12 protein-coding genes are annotated in these 16,795 nt (G+C 35.7%); 5 read left to right on the top strand and 7 right to left on the bottom strand.

Features of this window, described 5'->3' with window-relative positions:
* Positions 1-11 precede the first annotated feature (11 nt).
* The 3 genes from ACM55G_RS02345 to ACM55G_RS02335 form a co-directional block, all read right to left on the bottom strand.
* The gene (locus tag ACM55G_RS02345; protein WP_416842295.1) at positions 12-779 is read right to left on the bottom strand and encodes an SDR family NAD(P)-dependent oxidoreductase; all 768 of its coding nucleotides are present in this window, start codon (positions 777-779) and stop codon (positions 12-14) included.
* 301 nt (positions 780-1,080) lie between these two features.
* Entirely contained in the window at positions 1,081-4,446 is a 3,366-nt protein-coding gene (gene mfd, locus ACM55G_RS02340; protein WP_416842294.1) for a transcription-repair coupling factor, read from the bottom strand.
* Positions 4,439-5,041, bottom strand: coding sequence for a hypothetical protein (locus ACM55G_RS02335; RefSeq protein ID WP_416842293.1), 603 nt, complete (start codon positions 5,039-5,041; stop codon positions 4,439-4,441). The genes mfd and ACM55G_RS02335 overlap by 8 nt, the downstream gene beginning before the upstream one ends.
* Before the next feature lie 310 nt (positions 5,042-5,351).
* On the opposite strand from ACM55G_RS02335, the gene ACM55G_RS02330 reads away from it, so the two are divergent.
* Together ACM55G_RS02330 and ACM55G_RS02325 are read left to right on the top strand one after the other, a co-directional pair.
* Complete coding sequence (locus ACM55G_RS02330; RefSeq protein ID WP_416842292.1) at positions 5,352-6,302, top strand: L-threonine 3-dehydrogenase; 951 nt, start codon at positions 5,352-5,354, stop codon at positions 6,300-6,302.
* Between the two features lie 162 nt (positions 6,303-6,464).
* Positions 6,465-7,457 (top strand): NAD(P)/FAD-dependent oxidoreductase, encoded by a 993-nt coding sequence (locus ACM55G_RS02325; protein WP_416842291.1) that lies wholly within the window; start codon positions 6,465-6,467, stop codon positions 7,455-7,457.
* A gap of 290 nt (positions 7,458-7,747) precedes the next feature.
* Here ACM55G_RS02325 and ACM55G_RS02320 read toward each other — a convergent pair whose 3' ends face one another.
* From ACM55G_RS02320 to ACM55G_RS02305, 4 genes are all read right to left on the bottom strand, one after another.
* Positions 7,748-9,622, bottom strand: a complete 1,875-nt coding sequence (locus ACM55G_RS02320) for a M1 family metallopeptidase (RefSeq protein WP_416842772.1) — start codon at positions 9,620-9,622, stop codon at positions 7,748-7,750.
* 62 nt (positions 9,623-9,684) lie between these two features.
* Positions 9,685-11,295, bottom strand: coding sequence for a S8 family peptidase (locus tag ACM55G_RS02315; protein ID WP_416842290.1), 1,611 nt, complete (start codon positions 11,293-11,295; stop codon positions 9,685-9,687).
* A 181-nt stretch (positions 11,296-11,476) separates the two neighbouring features.
* On the bottom strand, positions 11,477-13,105 hold the full coding sequence (locus tag ACM55G_RS02310) for a S8 family peptidase (RefSeq protein ID WP_416842289.1): 1,629 nt from the start codon (positions 13,103-13,105) through the stop codon (positions 11,477-11,479).
* 71 nt (positions 13,106-13,176) lie between these two features.
* A complete protein-coding gene (locus ACM55G_RS02305) occupies positions 13,177-14,037 on the bottom strand; it encodes an MBL fold metallo-hydrolase (RefSeq protein ID WP_416842288.1) in 861 nt (286 codons plus the stop codon).
* 167 nt (positions 14,038-14,204) lie between these two features.
* Here ACM55G_RS02305 and ACM55G_RS02300 point away from each other — a divergent pair, with 167 nt between their 5' ends.
* Genes ACM55G_RS02300 through sufC form a run of 3 tightly spaced genes read left to right on the top strand, consistent with a single transcriptional unit; the run spans position 14,205 to position 16,786 of the window.
* Positions 14,205-14,534, top strand: a complete 330-nt coding sequence (locus tag ACM55G_RS02300) for a HesB/IscA family protein (RefSeq protein ID WP_416842287.1) — start codon at positions 14,205-14,207, stop codon at positions 14,532-14,534.
* 18 nt (positions 14,535-14,552) lie between these two features.
* The gene (gene sufB / locus ACM55G_RS02295) at positions 14,553-16,001 is read left to right on the top strand and encodes a Fe-S cluster assembly protein SufB (RefSeq protein ID WP_416842286.1); all 1,449 of its coding nucleotides are present in this window, start codon (positions 14,553-14,555) and stop codon (positions 15,999-16,001) included.
* Positions 16,002-16,033: 32 nt separating this feature from the next.
* Complete coding sequence (sufC, locus tag ACM55G_RS02290) at positions 16,034-16,786, top strand: Fe-S cluster assembly ATPase SufC (protein ID WP_416842285.1); 753 nt, start codon at positions 16,034-16,036, stop codon at positions 16,784-16,786.
* The last annotated feature ends 9 nt before the right edge of the window (positions 16,787-16,795 follow it).

Genomic DNA, 16,795 nt, shown 5'->3' with positions numbered 1-16,795 from the left:
TAATTTAGGTATTACAAATTCATTCCTCCTGAAACTTCAATTCGTTGCGCATTCACCCATTTAGCATCGTCTGTACATAAAAAGGCCACTACGCTTCCAATATCTTCAGGCAAACCTACTCTTCCTAATGCAGTTACTGAGGCAATAAATTGATTTAATTGTTCATTATCGCGAACCGCTCCACCGCCAAAATCAGTTGCTATTGCACCCGGGGCCACTATATTTACTCTGATTTTTCTTTCTCCCAATTCTTTCGCTTGATATTTTGTCAATGTTTCCATCGCACCTTTCATACTTGCATAAGCACCATATCCCGAAAATGAAAAACGGGTCAATCCTGATGAAATATTTACAATTCCACCGCCATCGTTCATAATTCCTAAAGCTTTTTGAGTTAGAAAAAAAGGCCCTTTAAATTGAATATTAACCAAATCATCAAATTGAGCTGTGGTTGTTGATAATAAACTTTCGTGAAGACCAACACCCGCATTGTTGATTAAAAAATCAATTTTTTCAGTATCGAAAGTGTTTTTTAAAGTACTCGCTACATTTTGAAAAAACAATTCAAAACTACTCACATCAGCAACATTCAATTGAATGGCTGCTGCTTTTTGCCCCAGTTTTTCGATTTCTTTTACAACCGCTTCCGCTTCTTCTTTTTTACTGTTGTAGGTTAACACTACATCAAGTCCTTTTTGGGCAAGGCTCAAAGCCATATCTTTCCCTAATCCGCGGCTTCCACCGGTTACTAATGTTATTTTGTTTCTCTTTGATTCCATCTTAAATAATTTTATTATAAATATACCGCAAAATTAGTGCAGATGTAAAGTTATCCAATTGTAAATATCAATCTAGTATTTGCATAATTCAAATCATACTTTTTAATCATATAAAAAATGTAAGTTCATTTAAGGTTGACTGTTTTATGTGCTTGAATGTTGTTATTCAATAAGCAATTCTTAAAAAGGTAAAATAGAAATCTGCAAAATCTGCGTGAAAACAATAAATTGGCACGAAGATTCTGCAGATTTAAAAGGATTCAATTATTTAAACCCTAAAGGATAATGGTGAAAAAGCCGTTTACTTGCCCAACATCTCCATCAATTCCAATGCTATTCTAGTATTCTTCACATTGTCAAAAGTCAACAAAAGCCTTAAACCAGCTGGCGTTTGTTTTTCTTTCATTTTACAAATAGAACTGTGTTTTTGCACAAACTGCAAAACATCCTGAAAACGATTGGATTGATAATAATCCGATTGTTGATCTGACACAAAATACCCAATCATCTTGCCTTGTTTCATCACCAATTTCTCAATTCCAATGCGAGTCGCAATCCATTTAATTCTAATGCTATTCATTAGTGCATTGGCTCGTGGTGGTAAAGGACCAAAACGATCAATCAGTTTATTCTGGAAAATAATGAGTTCTTCTTCGTTTTTCACCGTACCCAATTCATTGTACAAACTCAATCGTTCCGAAACATTATTGATGTATTCATCCGAGAATAACAACTCAAAATCGGTATCGATTTGCAGGTCTTTCACGTATTCTTTGGTTTCCAAATTGTTTTCCTCAGGATACAAATCCTTGAATTCATTTTCTTTCAATTCATCTATGGCTTCATTCATGATCTTTTGGTAGGTATCAAAACCAATCTCGTTGATGAAACCGCTTTGTTCGCCACCCAATAAATCTCCGGCACCACGAATCTCTAAATCTTTCATCGCAATATTGAAGCCGCTTCCTAGTTCACTGAATTGCTCCAAAGCCTGGATTCGTTTTCTGGCATCATCTGTCATTGCTGAATACGGCGGACAAATAAAATAACAAAACGCTTTCTTATTACTACGCCCCACCCGACCACGCATTTGATGCAAATCAGACAATCCGAAATTATTCGCATTATTGATGAAAATAGTATTGGCATTGGGAACATCCAATCCGCTTTCGATGATGGTTGTTGCCACCAAAACATCAAATTCTCCATTCATGAAAGCCAACATCAATTCTTCCAGTTTTCTTCCTTCCATTTGGCCGTGACCGATTCCAACTTTGGCATTGGGCACCAAGCGCTGAATCATTCCGGCGACTTCTTTGATATTTTCTATTCTATTATTGATGAAAAAGACTTGTCCGTTTCGTTGAATTTCATACGAAATCGCATCCCGAATCAATTCTTCACTAAAACCAACTACATTCGTTTCAATAGGATATCTATTGGGCGGTGGTGTTGTAATCACGGATAAATCGCGTGCTGCCATTAGCGAAAACTGCAAGGTTCTCGGAATTGGCGTTGCAGTTAATGTCAGCGTATCCACATTGGCCGCAATGGTTTTGAGCTTGTCTTTTACGTTGACACCAAATTTTTGCTCCTCATCTACAATTAACAATCCTAAATCTTTAAAAACGACATTTTTGTTGACCAATTGGTGTGTTCCAATCACAATATCGAGTTTTCCTTCGGCTAACAATTTTAAGGTTTCCGCTTTTTGTTTGGCCGTTCTAAAACGATTCAAATACCCAACAGAAACCGGCATATCTTTCAATCGTTCCGTAAAAGTTCTGTAATGTTGGTATGCCAAAATGGTTGTAGGAACTAATATCGCCACTTGTTTGCTATTGTCTACTGCTTTGAAAGCCGCACGAATAGCAACTTCGGTTTTACCAAAACCAACATCGCCACAAACCAAGCGATCCATCGGACGGTCACTTTCCATATCGGCTTTTACTTCTGCCGTTGATTTGGTTTGATCCGGCGTATCTTCATAAATAAACGAGCTTTCCAGTTCATTTTGCAAATAACTGTCAGGCGCAAACTGGAATCCTTTTTCCAATCGTCGCTTGGCATACAACTGAATCAAATTGAATGCAATATGTTTGACGCGTGCCTTGGTTTTTTGTTTTAAAATCTTCCAGGCGTTCGATCCTAATTTGTAAATTTTGGGCGGCGTTCCGTCTTTTCCGTTGTATTTGGAAATTTTATGCAGCGAATGAATGCTCACATACACAATATCATTATCGGCATAAACGAGTTTGATGGCTTCTTGCGTTTTGCCTTCGACTTGTATTTTTTGTAACCCTCCAAAACGCCCGATTCCGTGATCGATATGCGTCACGTAATCGCCAACAGATAATGTCGTCAGTTCTTTTAAAGTGATATTCTGTTTTTTCGAATAGCCGTTTTTGATGCTGAATTTATGATAACGCTCAAAAATCTGATGGTCAGTGTAGCAGGTAATTTGGTTTTCCTCGTCAATAAATCCTTGGTACAAAGGCAAAACAACGGTATGATATTGCTTTCTGATATTCTCTGAATTAGCTTCATCCAACGTTTCAAAAATATCATGAAATCGTTTGGCTTGCGCATCATTTGAACAAAACAAATAATTTTTGTACCCATTAAAATGATTCTCATTCAGATTATTCAATAACAAATCAAATTGTTTGTTGAAAGACGGTTGCGGCTGAATGTGAAATTCGAATTTTTTGGTGGTCCTAAAAATAGCTTTCGAACTCAATTCCACAATGGAAAAATCCAACGCTCTTTTAATAAACTCCGCTTGATTCAAGAACAATTCTTCAGGTGTAGATCGTTTTATTTCCTGCGATAATTTTGCGAAAGCTTCTTCGGCTTTGCCAAATTGTTTGTCTAATTGCGATAAAAAATCATCGGTATTCTGGATAAATATTACTGTTTTCTCTGAGATATAATCCAAGAAACTTTCCCGATTTTCCTGAAAAACTTTATTCTCCACATTTGGAATTATCGTAATTTTCTTCTGTTGTAAAATCGACAATTGGGTCGCTACATCGAAACTACGGATGCTCTCCACTTCGTCTCCAAAAAACTCTATTCGGTACGGATTATCATTTGAAAAAGAAAACACATCGACAATTCCGCCACGAACGGAAAATTCTCCCGGTTCCGTAATAAAATCAACTCTTTTGAATTCGTATTCGAACAATACTTCGTTGATAAAATCAATAGAAATTTTGTCTCCAACCGATACTTTCAAAGTGTTTTTATCCAATTCTTTTCGAGTCACCACTTTCTCGAATAATGCTTCGGAATAGGTCACAATAATTGCCGGTTTTTTGCGGGAATTGATTCTATTGAGAACTTCGGCGCGAAGCAAAACATTGGCATTATCGGTTTCTTCAATTTGATACGGACGACGATACGAACCGGGATAGAACAAAACATCTTGGTCACCAACCAGCTGTTCGAGGTCATTCAAATAATAAGCCGCTTCTTCTTTATTGTTTAAAACAACCAAAAAAGGAAGTTCCGATTTCTTAAAGACGGATCGAATTACAAAGGAAAGCGCCGATCCGAGTAATCCGGAAAGGTGCATTTTTACTTGATTATTTTCCAATAAACGAGTGACAATTTGCTGGGTTTTTGGCGAATTATCGTAAATGTTATATAAGGTTTTTTTACTCAACGCGGGGTAGATTTGGGTCGATTGGTGTATTAGGAATTGCTCTTGTAGTATCCATCATTTTCAATAAATCAGATTCTCCTTCTTCAACAGGAATTTTGCTTTTTTCTACAATTTTGTCCATTTGTCTTTGCAGGGAAACCAATTCCAAATTAATTTCCGCAACTAACTGTGACACTTTTTTATCAGGAATATTATCCAAATGAATGAATAACTCCAGCAATCGCACTTTAGTGATTAAAGTCGAAATTCTACTTTTTACCTGGGGCTTACTAAACTCTAAAGGAATATTCTCATTTAAAGCCATTGCTTTTTTAGAAAGTTCTTTCGATTTTTTTTGAAAAGCACCAATGGTTTTTTTTGGCTTTTGAGCTAATTCAGCTAAAAACATCCGTAATTCATTCCAAGTAGCGATGCTTTTTTCGGAAGCCTCGGTTATAGGGGTATCATAAAAATCCCAGCCTTTTTCTATGTTTTTAAATATGATTTCTCTTTTTTTGATCTCTTTCCTATTCTCGGCAATGCGTTTCTGATTGTCATTTTTGCACGAGAACAAAATGAAAATTATAAAAAAGAAGATCGTTATATTGTATTTCATCTGTAACTATTTATTGTTTTTGTGGTTACATATAGTCGCCTACATCTTCCATACTGTCCGCATAAAATTCTCATTATGCTCCTTTCATTTTAATTTTTATTAAAGTACAAAGTTACGAAGTAAATTTACAATTACGAATTAAGGCATCGGAATAACAATCTAATATTCTTGAAGCTGTTTTTGTATTTAAAAAAACAAAAATTAAGAATTTTACACTCATTTTAAATACCATTTTAGTAAATTCATAACTTTTAATATCAAATTTGTGTTATTTACGAAAACGTTATCTTTGTATTTCAAAACAGACAAAATGAGTACTAAAATATTGATTATCGGCGCTTGTGGACAAATTGGAACGGAACTTACTTATAAATTGCGAAAAATATATGGGACCGAAAACGTAATTGCTTCTGATATCCGGAAACTGAATAATGACGTAGTCAATTCGGGTCCTTTCGAAGTCATAAATGCGCTGGATTTTAATCAAATTGAGCATCTTGTAGAGATTCACAAAATCGATGAAATCTATTTAATGGCGGCACTGTTATCGGCAACAGCGGAGAAAAATCCGGCTTTTGCATGGGATCTGAATATGAATTCCTTGTTTCACGTTTTGAATTTGGCGAAAGCCAAAAAAATAAAAAAGATATTCTGGCCTTCCAGTATTGCTGTTTTTGGTCCCACAACGCCCAAAGAAAACACACCACAATATACCATTATGGAACCTTCAACAGTTTATGGAATCAGCAAACAATCGGGTGAAAGATGGTGTGAGTATTACCACAATATTTTTGGCGTTGATGTGCGAAGCATTCGTTATCCCGGTTTAATTAGCTGGGCTACCCCTCCTGGCGGCGGAACTACGGATTATGCGGTAGATATTTTCCATAAAGCACTTTCGGACAAAACATACGAATGCTTTTTATCCTCCGAAACCAAAATGCCGATGATGTATATGGATGACGCCATTGCTGCAACGATACAAATTATGCAGGCGCCAGTTGAACAAATAAAAATTCACTCCTCATATAATCTAGCGGCGATGAGTTTTACACCAACAGAGATTGCCGCAGAAATCAAAAAACACATTCCTGAATTTACTGTTACGTACCAACCTGACTTTCGTCAAAAAATAGCCGATAGCTGGCCCGCAAGTATTGATGATACGGAAGCCAGAAAAGATTGGAATTGGAAACACAAATTTGATTTGGAATCCATGACTGTGGATATGTTGAAAAACTTAAGCAAAGAAAAAGCATAATACTGCCATTTTAATATAGTCGAGTTTTAAAAATTAGAAAAATTTCTTGTTTTTAAAACCCGATTTGTTTTATACCTATATTTATATACATTGAATATAGTTCCTTCATAAGTAGCCTTTTAAAAACTATTTTTTCCTAAATTTGATTAAAACCACAGCACCATGAAACTAAAATCAAGCGAACCCTTTTGGTTAGTTAAAAATGGAATCATCGACTCGTATCCTTCGTTAAGAGCAGACATGGAAACCGAAATTTTAATCGTAGGTGGCGGAATAACAGGGAGTCTTATAGCACACCAATGTATGGTGGATGGATACAAAACCATACTGGTAGACCGCAGAGAAATTGGCCACGGAAGCAGTTCGGCTACCACATCGATGCTGCAATATGAAATTGATGTTCCTTTATACCAGCTTATTGATATGATTGGCGAAAAAGCCGCTGTTGAAAGTTATTGGGCGTGTCATAAATCAATTGATGATTTGAAAAAAATAGTAGAAGAAGTAAAATCTGATTGTGGGTTCAAGAAAAAAGAATCGCTTTATTATGCTTCATTTAAAAAAGATGTAACTTGGTTAAAAAAAGAATATGAAGCCCGAAAAAAAATTGGAATACCTGTAAAATGGTTGGAACGTGACGAAATAGAAAAAAGATATCAACTTAAAAATTCTTATGAGGGAATCCTCTCTGAACAAGGTGCCAGTATTGATGCTTTTAAATTAACACACGATCTTTTGGCTTTTAATCATGAAAAAGGATTAAAAATTTTCGATAAAACTGATATCAAAAAAGTAGAATACAAACAAGATGGAGTAACTGTCATCACCGAATATGGCAATACCATTACCGCCAAGAAAATACTTTATTGCAATGGTTTTGAGGTTGTGGAAATCATTAAAGACAATTTTGTAAAACTACTTTCCACTTATGCCATTGTGGGAGAAAGATTTGAAGATAACCAGTCCCATCTTAACAATACTCTTTTTTGGAACACTACCAAGCCTTATATGTATATGCGAACCACGGACGACAACCGATTACTAATTGGTGGCGAGGATGAAGATTTTGTAAATGCCAAAAAAAGAGATTCTTTACTAAATGAGAAATCAAATAAATTGGAAAAGTATTTAAAAAAAAATATTACCGAATTATGATTTCAGAACCGATTTTGTCTGGGCAGGAACTTTTGGAGAAACCAAAGACGGATTGCCTTACATAGGTAAGCATCCTAATTTTCCTAGTGCCTGTTTTGTTTTGGGTTTTGGAGGAAATGGTATTACTTTTTCTGTAATTGGAATGCAAATGATTTCTGATTTGTTAAAAAACAAAGAACACCCTTTAGCTGAATATTTCAAATTTAGACGGTAACTCGCTAAAAGGTTAGTGTTTTAATCTAAACCTCAACTTCCATAAAAAAAAAAGCCCTTTTCAGGGCTTTTTAAAATTACTTTATTTCATAAACATTATTCGCTTGTTTCACATCGGCCATTAAACCGCTTGGATCAATCGTGATTTTCTTGATGGTCGATTTCGGTTTAGCAATCGTAAACTCAAAAGTGGGTTGCGCCCAAGCCCAATCATTAAGAACCGTTCTTTTCACGCCTGGATTTGGATTTTCTTTTTCGAAACTCATCATGCGCAATGGAATGTAGAAACTTTCTGTGCTTCCATCAGTATATTCCACCGCCAACTCGATTGGCATCGGCATTCTCCCAATTCTTTCTAATGTTACAACAGTTTTATCGGCATTATCTTTTACAGCTGCAATTCCGTAATCAATAGTATTAGTCGTTTCCGTCCAATCTACCAAATACCAATCTAAATTCGCTCCTGAAACCCGCTCAGCAGTTCTCTTGATATCATTAGGCGTGGGATGTTTGAACTTAAAATCTTGGTAGTATTTTTTTATTGTTTTTGCCACATTATCCTGACCAATCACGTAACCTAATTGAGACAAGAAAATACTACCTTTTACATAAGAAGAAATACTATAGGGACGATTTTCATCATAACGATCGCCATGAGTCGTTTGTGGTTGCTCTTTCCCTGATTCTACTAATTTATAATAGGCGGAATAATTTCCTTTGAATGGATTTTCTTCTTTTTTGACCGCCATCTCATTTAATACCAAATCCTCAACATAGGTGGTGAATCCTTCATCCATCCAAGGATGTTTTGATTCATTTGAAGCCAAGATATGTTGAAACCAAGAATGCCCTAACTCATGCGTTGCAGTTCCTAAAATTCCTTTTAAAGTACCATCCCCTAACATCAGCGTACACATGGCATATTCCATTCCACCATCTCCCCCTTGTATAAAGGAGTATTGTTTGTATGGATAATTTCCAATGTTTTTATTATAAAAATCCATCACACGGAACATCAATGGCTCTAATTGTTTCCAATTTTCCATCGTCTTTGGATTATTTTTATACAAGAAGTGCAAATCAACATTATTAGGCCCTTTGACCACATCATGGATATAATTTTTATCTGCAGCCCAAGTAAAATCATGGACCATTGGCGCAATAAAATGCCATGTCAATGTTTTTGTTTTTTTTGGATAAACTACAGTAACTCCTGCGTCTTGGTATCCGTGTCCAATTTGGTTTTGGTTTTGCAAATAACCGGAACCCCCTAAAATGTACTCCTTGTCAATAGTAATATTTACATCAAAATCTCCCCAGACACCTTGAAATTCTCTGGCGATATAAGGATCTGCATGCCACCCTTCAAAATCGAATTCGGCAATTTTTGGGTACCATTGTGCCATCGATAATGCTATTCCTTCCACATTATTTCTTCCGGAACGACGAATTTGCACTGGAACCTGACCGTCAAAATCCAACGTAAAAGTAGTTTTTGAATTCGGTAGAATTGGCTTTGCCAAAGTAACCTCAAGAATTGTTCCCACCGTTTTTGCGGAAGCGACAATTCCGTCTTGTTTAAAATTAGTGATTTTCAAATAGCCAATTTCGTTAGGTTTCAATGTTTTGATTCGGCTTTCTTTGACCTCTTTACCGTCCACTTTTATTTTGCTGACCATTCTCCCATCCGGATCTTTGATACTTTGGATTCTTGCATCCATTTCACTTCCGGGTTGGAAAGCATTATTGAATAAATGGTAGTACACTTTTCTTAAAGTGTCAGGAGAATTATTGGTATACACTATTTCCTGTTTTCCTTTGTATTGGTAATTTTTCACATCCATCGTGACGTCCATTTTATAGTCAACATGTTGTTGCCAATACGTGGAACTTTGCGCCAATAAAGCACTAAAATTAAGCGTTATAAAGGACAGTAAAAGGAGTTTTCGCATCATTTTTAAAATAAAAAATGGAAGAGCTCAAGCCCTCCCATTAGATTAATAACTATTTGAATTTAATTTTTAGACATTTTTTCAGCTAAGATCAAAGCATTGTAAGCATTGACCATTTTTCCGGATTTTGAGGTATCAGTTGCCGATTTTTTTTCATTATTCTCCCCTAATTCTACTGATGCCGGCAGAGGTGTTCCAGAATCCATTAGGATTTGTTTTACTTGCTTAGCTGATAATTTAGGATAATAGGAGCGAACTAATGCGGCAACTCCAGCTGCATTTGGCGAAGCCATAGAGGTTCCTTGTTCGTATTTGTATTTATTATTCGGAACCGAAGCATAAATTTCCATTCCTGGAGCATACACATCTACATTGATTGGACCGTAATTTGAAAATGGCGCTACCACCGTTTCCCCATACGCATTATTTAATGCCCCAACAGTTAAAACATTATTGGCAAACTCTATTTTATTGTCTTCGGAATCATTTGGAAAATTGATGTTTTTTTCCAAATCAATATCATTCCCGTCATTTCCTGATGCATGTACAAACAAAACATCTTTCTTTTCAGCATATTTTATAGCATCAAAAACCCATTGCTTGTGTGGAGAATAGCTTTTTCCAAAACTTCCGTTGATTACTTTTGCACCATTATCAACCGCATAACGAATCGCTAAAGCAATATCTTTATCATATTCATCGCCATTAGGAACGGCTCTTACAGCCATAATTTCAACATTATTTGCAACTCCATCACCTCCAATATTGTTGTTTCTCACCTGAGCAATAATTCCGGCAACGTGAGTTCCATGCAAGGCTTCTTCTTTATCCGGTCCATAAACAACATTGTTTCCATACTTGGTATCGTTTATATCATCCGGATTATCGCCAACCACTTTTCTTCCATTAAATTCTTTGTTTAAATTATAATTCAATTGGTCGTAAATATACTTTCTATATTCTTCGATATCGGCGGTAAATTTTGGTCCTGACTGCCCAATAACGCGCGTCATAATCATTTTACTTTTATTCAAAGCTTCATCAGTGCTCACAATTGCATTCAATTCTTCAAGTGTGTAATCGTCTTTCTTTAAATAGGTTTGAATCACTTTATTGGTATTCAAAAGAAAATCTACTTGTTGTTTCCCTTCTAAAGCTTCATTATATTTCTTTTCATAATCTGCTTTAGCATTTTTATATGTTACGGATCCATCATCTGCTTTTTTCAGCATACGAGTCATTTCTAGATTTTCAAATCCTGAATCTCCAAGGAAATTCCAGCCATGAATATCATCTACAAACCCATTATTATCATCGTCAATTCCGTTTGCGGCAATTTCTTTGGTATTGGTCCAAATCACTGATTTTAAATCTTCATGATCAATATCAACTCCTGAATCTACAATCCCTACAATAACTTTTACTCCTTTTTTATTTTTCAATAATTCGGAATACGCTTTATCAACACTCATTCCGGGAATCGTATCTTTCACTAAATCTAAATGACTCCAACGTTTTAAATCAGCTTCACTTATAGGAGCAACTTTCTTAATGATTAACGGCGAACTTATAGTTATAGGTGTACTTATTTTGGAAACTTGTTTTTGAGCATTACATCCCACTAATGCAAAAAGAGCAACGGCAGAATAATAAATTGGTTTGATATGGTTCATTTATAAAAAAATTAAATTAAATGTGGGCCTAAATTATGTTTTTTTGTGACAGAATTTAAATGGATTAACACTCCATTAAGATTTGTTCGTGTAAAGAAATGCTATCAGAGGAAATTCTTATCTGGATTAAATGTAAAATGGAAGGACAAATTGCCCTTCCATTTATAAATAAACTGATTTATTATTTTTTAGCCATTTTTTCTGCCATCAATAAGGCATTGTAAGCATTTACTATTTTTCCTGATTTAGATAAAGTAGTAAAAGATCGCGTATCATTTGGTTTTCCACCAACAATAACATCTGTTGTAATTGCTACCCCTGAATCCATTAAAATATGTTTTACCTGTTTTGCCGATAATTTTGGATAATACGAACGTATTAATGCAGCAACTCCCGCAACATTTGGCGAAGCCATTGACGTTCCTTGTAAGTATTTATAAGAATCATTTGGTGTGGTAGCATAAATTTTTACGCCAGGTGCAAAAACGTCAACATTAATTTTTCCAAAATTAGAAAATCGCGCCACTACTTTATTTCCATATTCAAAATTTAAGGCACCAATTGTGATTACATTATCTGCAAATTCAGTTACTTTATCATCAGAATCGTTAGGGAAATTATTTTCGGTATCGATATTTTTTGCATCATTTCCAGCTGCATGAACAATTAATACATCCTTTTTCTCGGCATATTTGATAGCATCATAAACCCATTGTTTGTGAGGTGAAAAGCTTTTTCCAAAACTTCCATTAATTACTTTAGCGCCATTATCAACCGCATACCGAATTCCAAGTGCAATATCTTTGTCATATTCATCTCCATCTGGCACTGCACGAACTGTTAGAATTTCAACATTATTTGCTACTCCATCACCTCCTATTGTGTTGTTTCTGGTTTGAGCAACAATTCCGGCAACATGAGTTCCATGAAGAATTCCATTCTTGTCCGGCCCCATAACATTATTGTTCCCGTATTTGGTATCCGTTATATCTTCAGGATTATCTCCAACAACTTTTCTGTAATCTATCTTTAAATTTTCTCCATTTAATAGTGTATCAAAACCATTAAGTTGTTTTTGAACAGCAACTTTCAGTTCCGCTATAGGCATCCCATAAGAAAACATTTGTTCCATGGCAGCCTTACTTTTTTGCATTTCCGTTTCTTTTGAAACAATTGCTTTTACCTCTTCAATCGTATAAACCGATTTTCCAAAATGCTTCACTAAAATGCCATCATTCTCGTTTAGGGCCATTAACATTTGTTCCGAACGCGCTTTTCCTTTAGCCGCATCTGCCATTTTAGTATCACTAAAAGTTTTTGCTTCATGATAGGTTACTTCGTCAACAAGATTCTTGCTTTTGATAATTCGCTCATACTCATAATGTTCCTTAGTAAGGTCTCCAAGAAAATTCCAACCGTGAATATCATCTACATACCCGTTTTTATCATCATCAATTCCGTTTCCGGCTATCTCTTTTTTATTAGTCCAAACAACCGATTTTAAATCTTCGTGCTCAATGTCAACTCCAGAATCTACAATCCCCACGATCACTTTTACACCCTTTTTATCTTTCAATAATTCAGCATACGCTTTATCAACACTCATTCCCGGAATAGTATCTTTTACGATATCTAAATGACTCCAACGTTTCAAATCGTTTTCGCTAATAGACACCACTTTTTTAATGTTTAACGGCGCACTTATCGCAGTGGCTGTTGCTGTAGAACTAGAAATTTGTTTAGAAGCACCGCAGCCTGCAAGAGCTAATAATGCAAATACAGAAATATAAATGGGTTTAATGCTATTCATGTGTACGTTTTTAAAGTTAAAAAATTAGTCTAAAATAAATTATTTTGTTACAAAAATATTTAGGATTAACATTATGTTAGGATTTGGTCACAGGTGAAAACTGACGCTAACCGAACTCCTTTTTCTGTTTTTTCAACAGTTATGATTTCGTTGTGGGCATCGTGTTCCAAAAATAAATAGTAATTATTTTCGGCAGCGGCGTTCATGAATTTTGATTTCTCGTCTAATGTTAGAAGTGGTCTGGTATCATACCCCATCACATAAGGAATTGGAATGTGTCCGGCTGTTGCCAATAAATCAGCACAAAAAACGATGGTCTTCTCCTTATATTGAATGTGTGGAATCATTTGTTTTTCGGTATGTCCATCGGCAAAGAATATACCAAAACCCAGTTCCGATTTTTCGAGGAAATCACCTTCCGGTTTTTGGATGAAGTGGAGCTGCCCGCTTTCTTGCATAGGCAAAATATTTTCGGATAAAAAAGATGCTTTTTCTCTGGGATTTGGTTTTGTTGCCCATTCCCAATGGCTGTCATTACTCCAAAACTTAGCCTTTTTAAAAGCCGGTTCATATCCTGTTTTTTCAGTATTCCATTGCACACTTCCACCGCAATGATCAAAATGCAAATGCGTCATAAAAACATCGGTAATATCATCCCGATGAAAACCATATTTAGCCAACGATTTATCCATGGAATGGGTTCCCCAAAGCGAATAATAGCCAAAAAATTTCTCGGATTGTTTGTTTCCCATTCCGGTATCAATCAAAATCAATTTATTACCATCTTCAATTAATAGGCATCGTGCCGCAATATCAATCAGGTTATTTTCATCGGCCGGATTGGTTTTATTCCAAATCGCTTTTGGAACAACTCCAAACATCGCACCACCATCTAATTTAAAATTCCCAGTTTCTATAGGATATAATTTCATGTATTTTCTTTTATCGAGAGGAATCAAAGTTAAGGAATTCAAACGCTTTAATCGGTCTCGAATAGGTTTTTTCTATTTTGACATTAGCTATAAAAATGTCATCAATTATGGAAAAAGATTTTTATGCACTATCTTTGTCCTTAATTTAGACAAAATCAATATAAGCTATGATAAAAGTTTCTGACACTGCAAGAAAAAAAATCATCGTTTTAATGAAAGATGATGGTTTTGATGCTGCAACTGACTACGTAAGAGTTGGTGTAAAAAGCGGCGGATGTTCTGGATTGTCTTATGATTTAAAATTTGATAAAACGAAAAACGAAGACGATAAGATTTTTGTTGACAACGATATAACCATTGCTGTAGAAAAAAAATCTTTTCTATACTTAGCCGGAACAATATTAGAATTTTCAGGAGGAATAAATGGTAAAGGATTTATTTTCAACAACCCAAATGCCAATAGAACTTGTGGTTGCGGAGAATCGTTTTCTTTGTAAAACATTAAATAAAAAAATATGTCAAAATATACCGAAGACGACTTAAAAATCGAACTCGAAACTAAAGAATACGAATACGGCTTTTATACCGAATTAGAATCAGAAACGTTTCCTATTGGTTTAAATGAAGATATCGTTAGGGCCATTTCGCACAAAAAAGGAGAGCCACAATGGATGACCGATTGGCGTCTCGAGGCTTTTCGTGCTTGGAAACTAATGACGGAACCAGAATGGGCCAATGTGCATTATACCAAACCTGATTTTCAGGCCATTTCTTATTATTCTGCCCCAAAAGCGGTAGATCCCAATAAAACATTGGAAGATGTGGATCCTGAACTTTTAGAAATGTATAAAAAGTTAGGTATCTCTGTTGATGAGCAAAAGATGATGAATAATGTAGCCATGGATATTGTGGTAGATTCAGTTTCAGTAGCGACTACTTTCAAGAAAACATTAGGAGAGAAAGGAATTATCTTTATGAGTATTTCTGAAGCTATTAAAGAGCATCCAGAATTAGTTCGTAAATATTTAGGAACGGTTGTGCCACAGAAAGATAACTTTTATGCGGCGCTGAATTCGGCAGTTTTCTCTGATGGTTCTTTCTGTTATATTCCAAAAGGCGTTCGTTGCCCAATGGAACTTTCGACTTATTTCAGAATCAATCAAGCAGGAACAGGACAATTCGAACGAACATTATTAGTTGCTGACGAAGGTAGTTATGTTTCATACTTGGAAGGCTGTACTGCTCCAAGTCGTGATGAAAATCAATTGCACGCTGCCGTAGTAGAATTAATTGCATTAGACGGTGCCGAAATAAAATATTCTACCGTTCAAAACTGGTATCCAGGAAATAAAGAAGGAAAAGGCGGAGTTTTCAATTTTGTGACCAAAAGAGGAATTTGCGAGAAAAACGCGAAAATTTCTTGGACACAGGTAGAGACTGGTTCCGCTATAACTTGGAAATATCCTTCGGTTATTTTAAAAGGAGATAATTCAGTGGGAGAATTTTACTCGATTGCTGTAACCAATAATTTCCAACAAGCCGATACAGGAACCAAAATGATCCATTTAGGTAAAGACACTAAATCGACTATTATCTCTAAAGGGATTTCTGCAGGAAGATCACAAAACAGTTACCGTGGTTTAGTGCAAATTAGTGCCAGAGCGGATAATGCCAGAAACTTTTCACAATGCGATTCCTTATTAATGGGGAACAATTGTGGAGCACATACTTTCCCTTACATCGAAAGTAAAAATCCATCGGCAAAAATCGAACATGAGGCTACGACAAGTAAAATTGGCGAAGACCAAGTTTTCTATTGCAACCAACGCGGAATTCCAACCGAAAAAGCCATTGCCTTAATCGTAAACGGTTTCAGCAAAGAGGTTTTGAATAAGTTACCAATGGAATTCGCCGTAGAAGCACAAAAATTATTAGAAATTTCGTTAGAAGGATCTGTAGGATAACCTTTTTAAGACCTTATAAAAACAAGACGTTTATGTTATCAATAAAAAATTTACACGCCTCCATAGGTGACAAAGAAATATTAAAAGGAATCAATCTTGAAGTAAAAGCGGGAGAAATTCACGCGATAATGGGACCAAACGGTGCTGGAAAAAGCACATTGGCTTCCATCATTGCAGGAAACGAAAACTACGAAGTAACTGAAGGCGAAATCTCTTTAGACGGTGAAGACCTTTCTGAATTGGCACCGGAAGAAAGAGCACACAAAGGAGTGTTCTTATCTTTTCAATATCCGGTAGAAATTCCAGGAGTTTCAGTAACTAACTTCATCAGAACAGCAATCAATGAAACGCGTAAAGCTAACGGTCAGGAAGAAATGCCTTCCAACGAAATGCTAAAAGTGATTCGGGAGAAATCAGAATTATTAGAAATAGACAGAAAATTTCTTTCCCGTTCTTTAAACGAAGGATTTTCTGGTGGGGAGAAAAAACGTAACGAAATTTTCCAAATGGCAATGTTGGAACCAAAATTGGCTATTCTTGATGAAACCGATTCTGGCCTTGACATTGATGCATTACGTATTGTTGCAAATGGCGTTAACAAACTAAAAAGCGACAAAAATGCAATCGTAGTTATTACGCACTACCAAAGATTATTAGACTATATCGTTCCTGATTTCGTTCATGTATTGTACAATGGAAAAATTGTAAAATCCGGTGGAAAAGAATTAGCCCATGAACTGGAAGAAAAAGGATACGACTGGATTAAACAAGAACAAGAAGCATAAATTTTGTTT

Source organism: Flavobacterium algoriphilum (assembly GCF_048158655.1).
In the GTDB taxonomy this organism is placed as follows: Bacteria; Bacteroidota; Bacteroidia; order Flavobacteriales; family Flavobacteriaceae; genus Flavobacterium; species Flavobacterium algoriphilum.
The sequence above is the reverse complement of the archived record's forward strand: the minus strand, read 5'-3'. Positions and strand labels throughout refer to the sequence as shown.

Coding starts and splice junctions, on each gene's coding strand:
- ACM55G_RS02345 (WP_416842295.1), bottom strand. CDS start 779: ATGGAATCAAAGAGAAACAAAATAACATTAGTAACCGGTGGAAGCCGC.
- ACM55G_RS02335 (WP_416842293.1), bottom strand. CDS start 5,041: ATGAAATACAATATAACGATCTTCTTTTTTATAATTTTCATTTTGTTC.
- ACM55G_RS02330 (WP_416842292.1), top strand. CDS start 5,352: ATGAGTACTAAAATATTGATTATCGGCGCTTGTGGACAAATTGGAACG.
- ACM55G_RS02325 (WP_416842291.1), top strand. CDS start 6,465: ATGAAACTAAAATCAAGCGAACCCTTTTGGTTAGTTAAAAATGGAATC.
- ACM55G_RS02320 (WP_416842772.1), bottom strand. CDS start 9,622: ATGCGAAAACTCCTTTTACTGTCCTTTATAACGCTTAATTTTAGTGCT.
- ACM55G_RS02315 (WP_416842290.1), bottom strand. CDS start 11,295: ATGAACCATATCAAACCAATTTATTATTCTGCCGTTGCTCTTTTTGCA.
- ACM55G_RS02310 (WP_416842289.1), bottom strand. CDS start 13,105: ATGAATAGCATTAAACCCATTTATATTTCTGTATTTGCATTATTAGCT.
- ACM55G_RS02305 (WP_416842288.1), bottom strand. CDS start 14,037: ATGAAATTATATCCTATAGAAACTGGGAATTTTAAATTAGATGGTGGT.
- ACM55G_RS02300 (WP_416842287.1), top strand. CDS start 14,205: ATGATAAAAGTTTCTGACACTGCAAGAAAAAAAATCATCGTTTTAATG.
- sufB (WP_416842286.1), top strand. CDS start 14,553: ATGTCAAAATATACCGAAGACGACTTAAAAATCGAACTCGAAACTAAA.
- sufC (WP_416842285.1), top strand. CDS start 16,034: ATGTTATCAATAAAAAATTTACACGCCTCCATAGGTGACAAAGAAATA.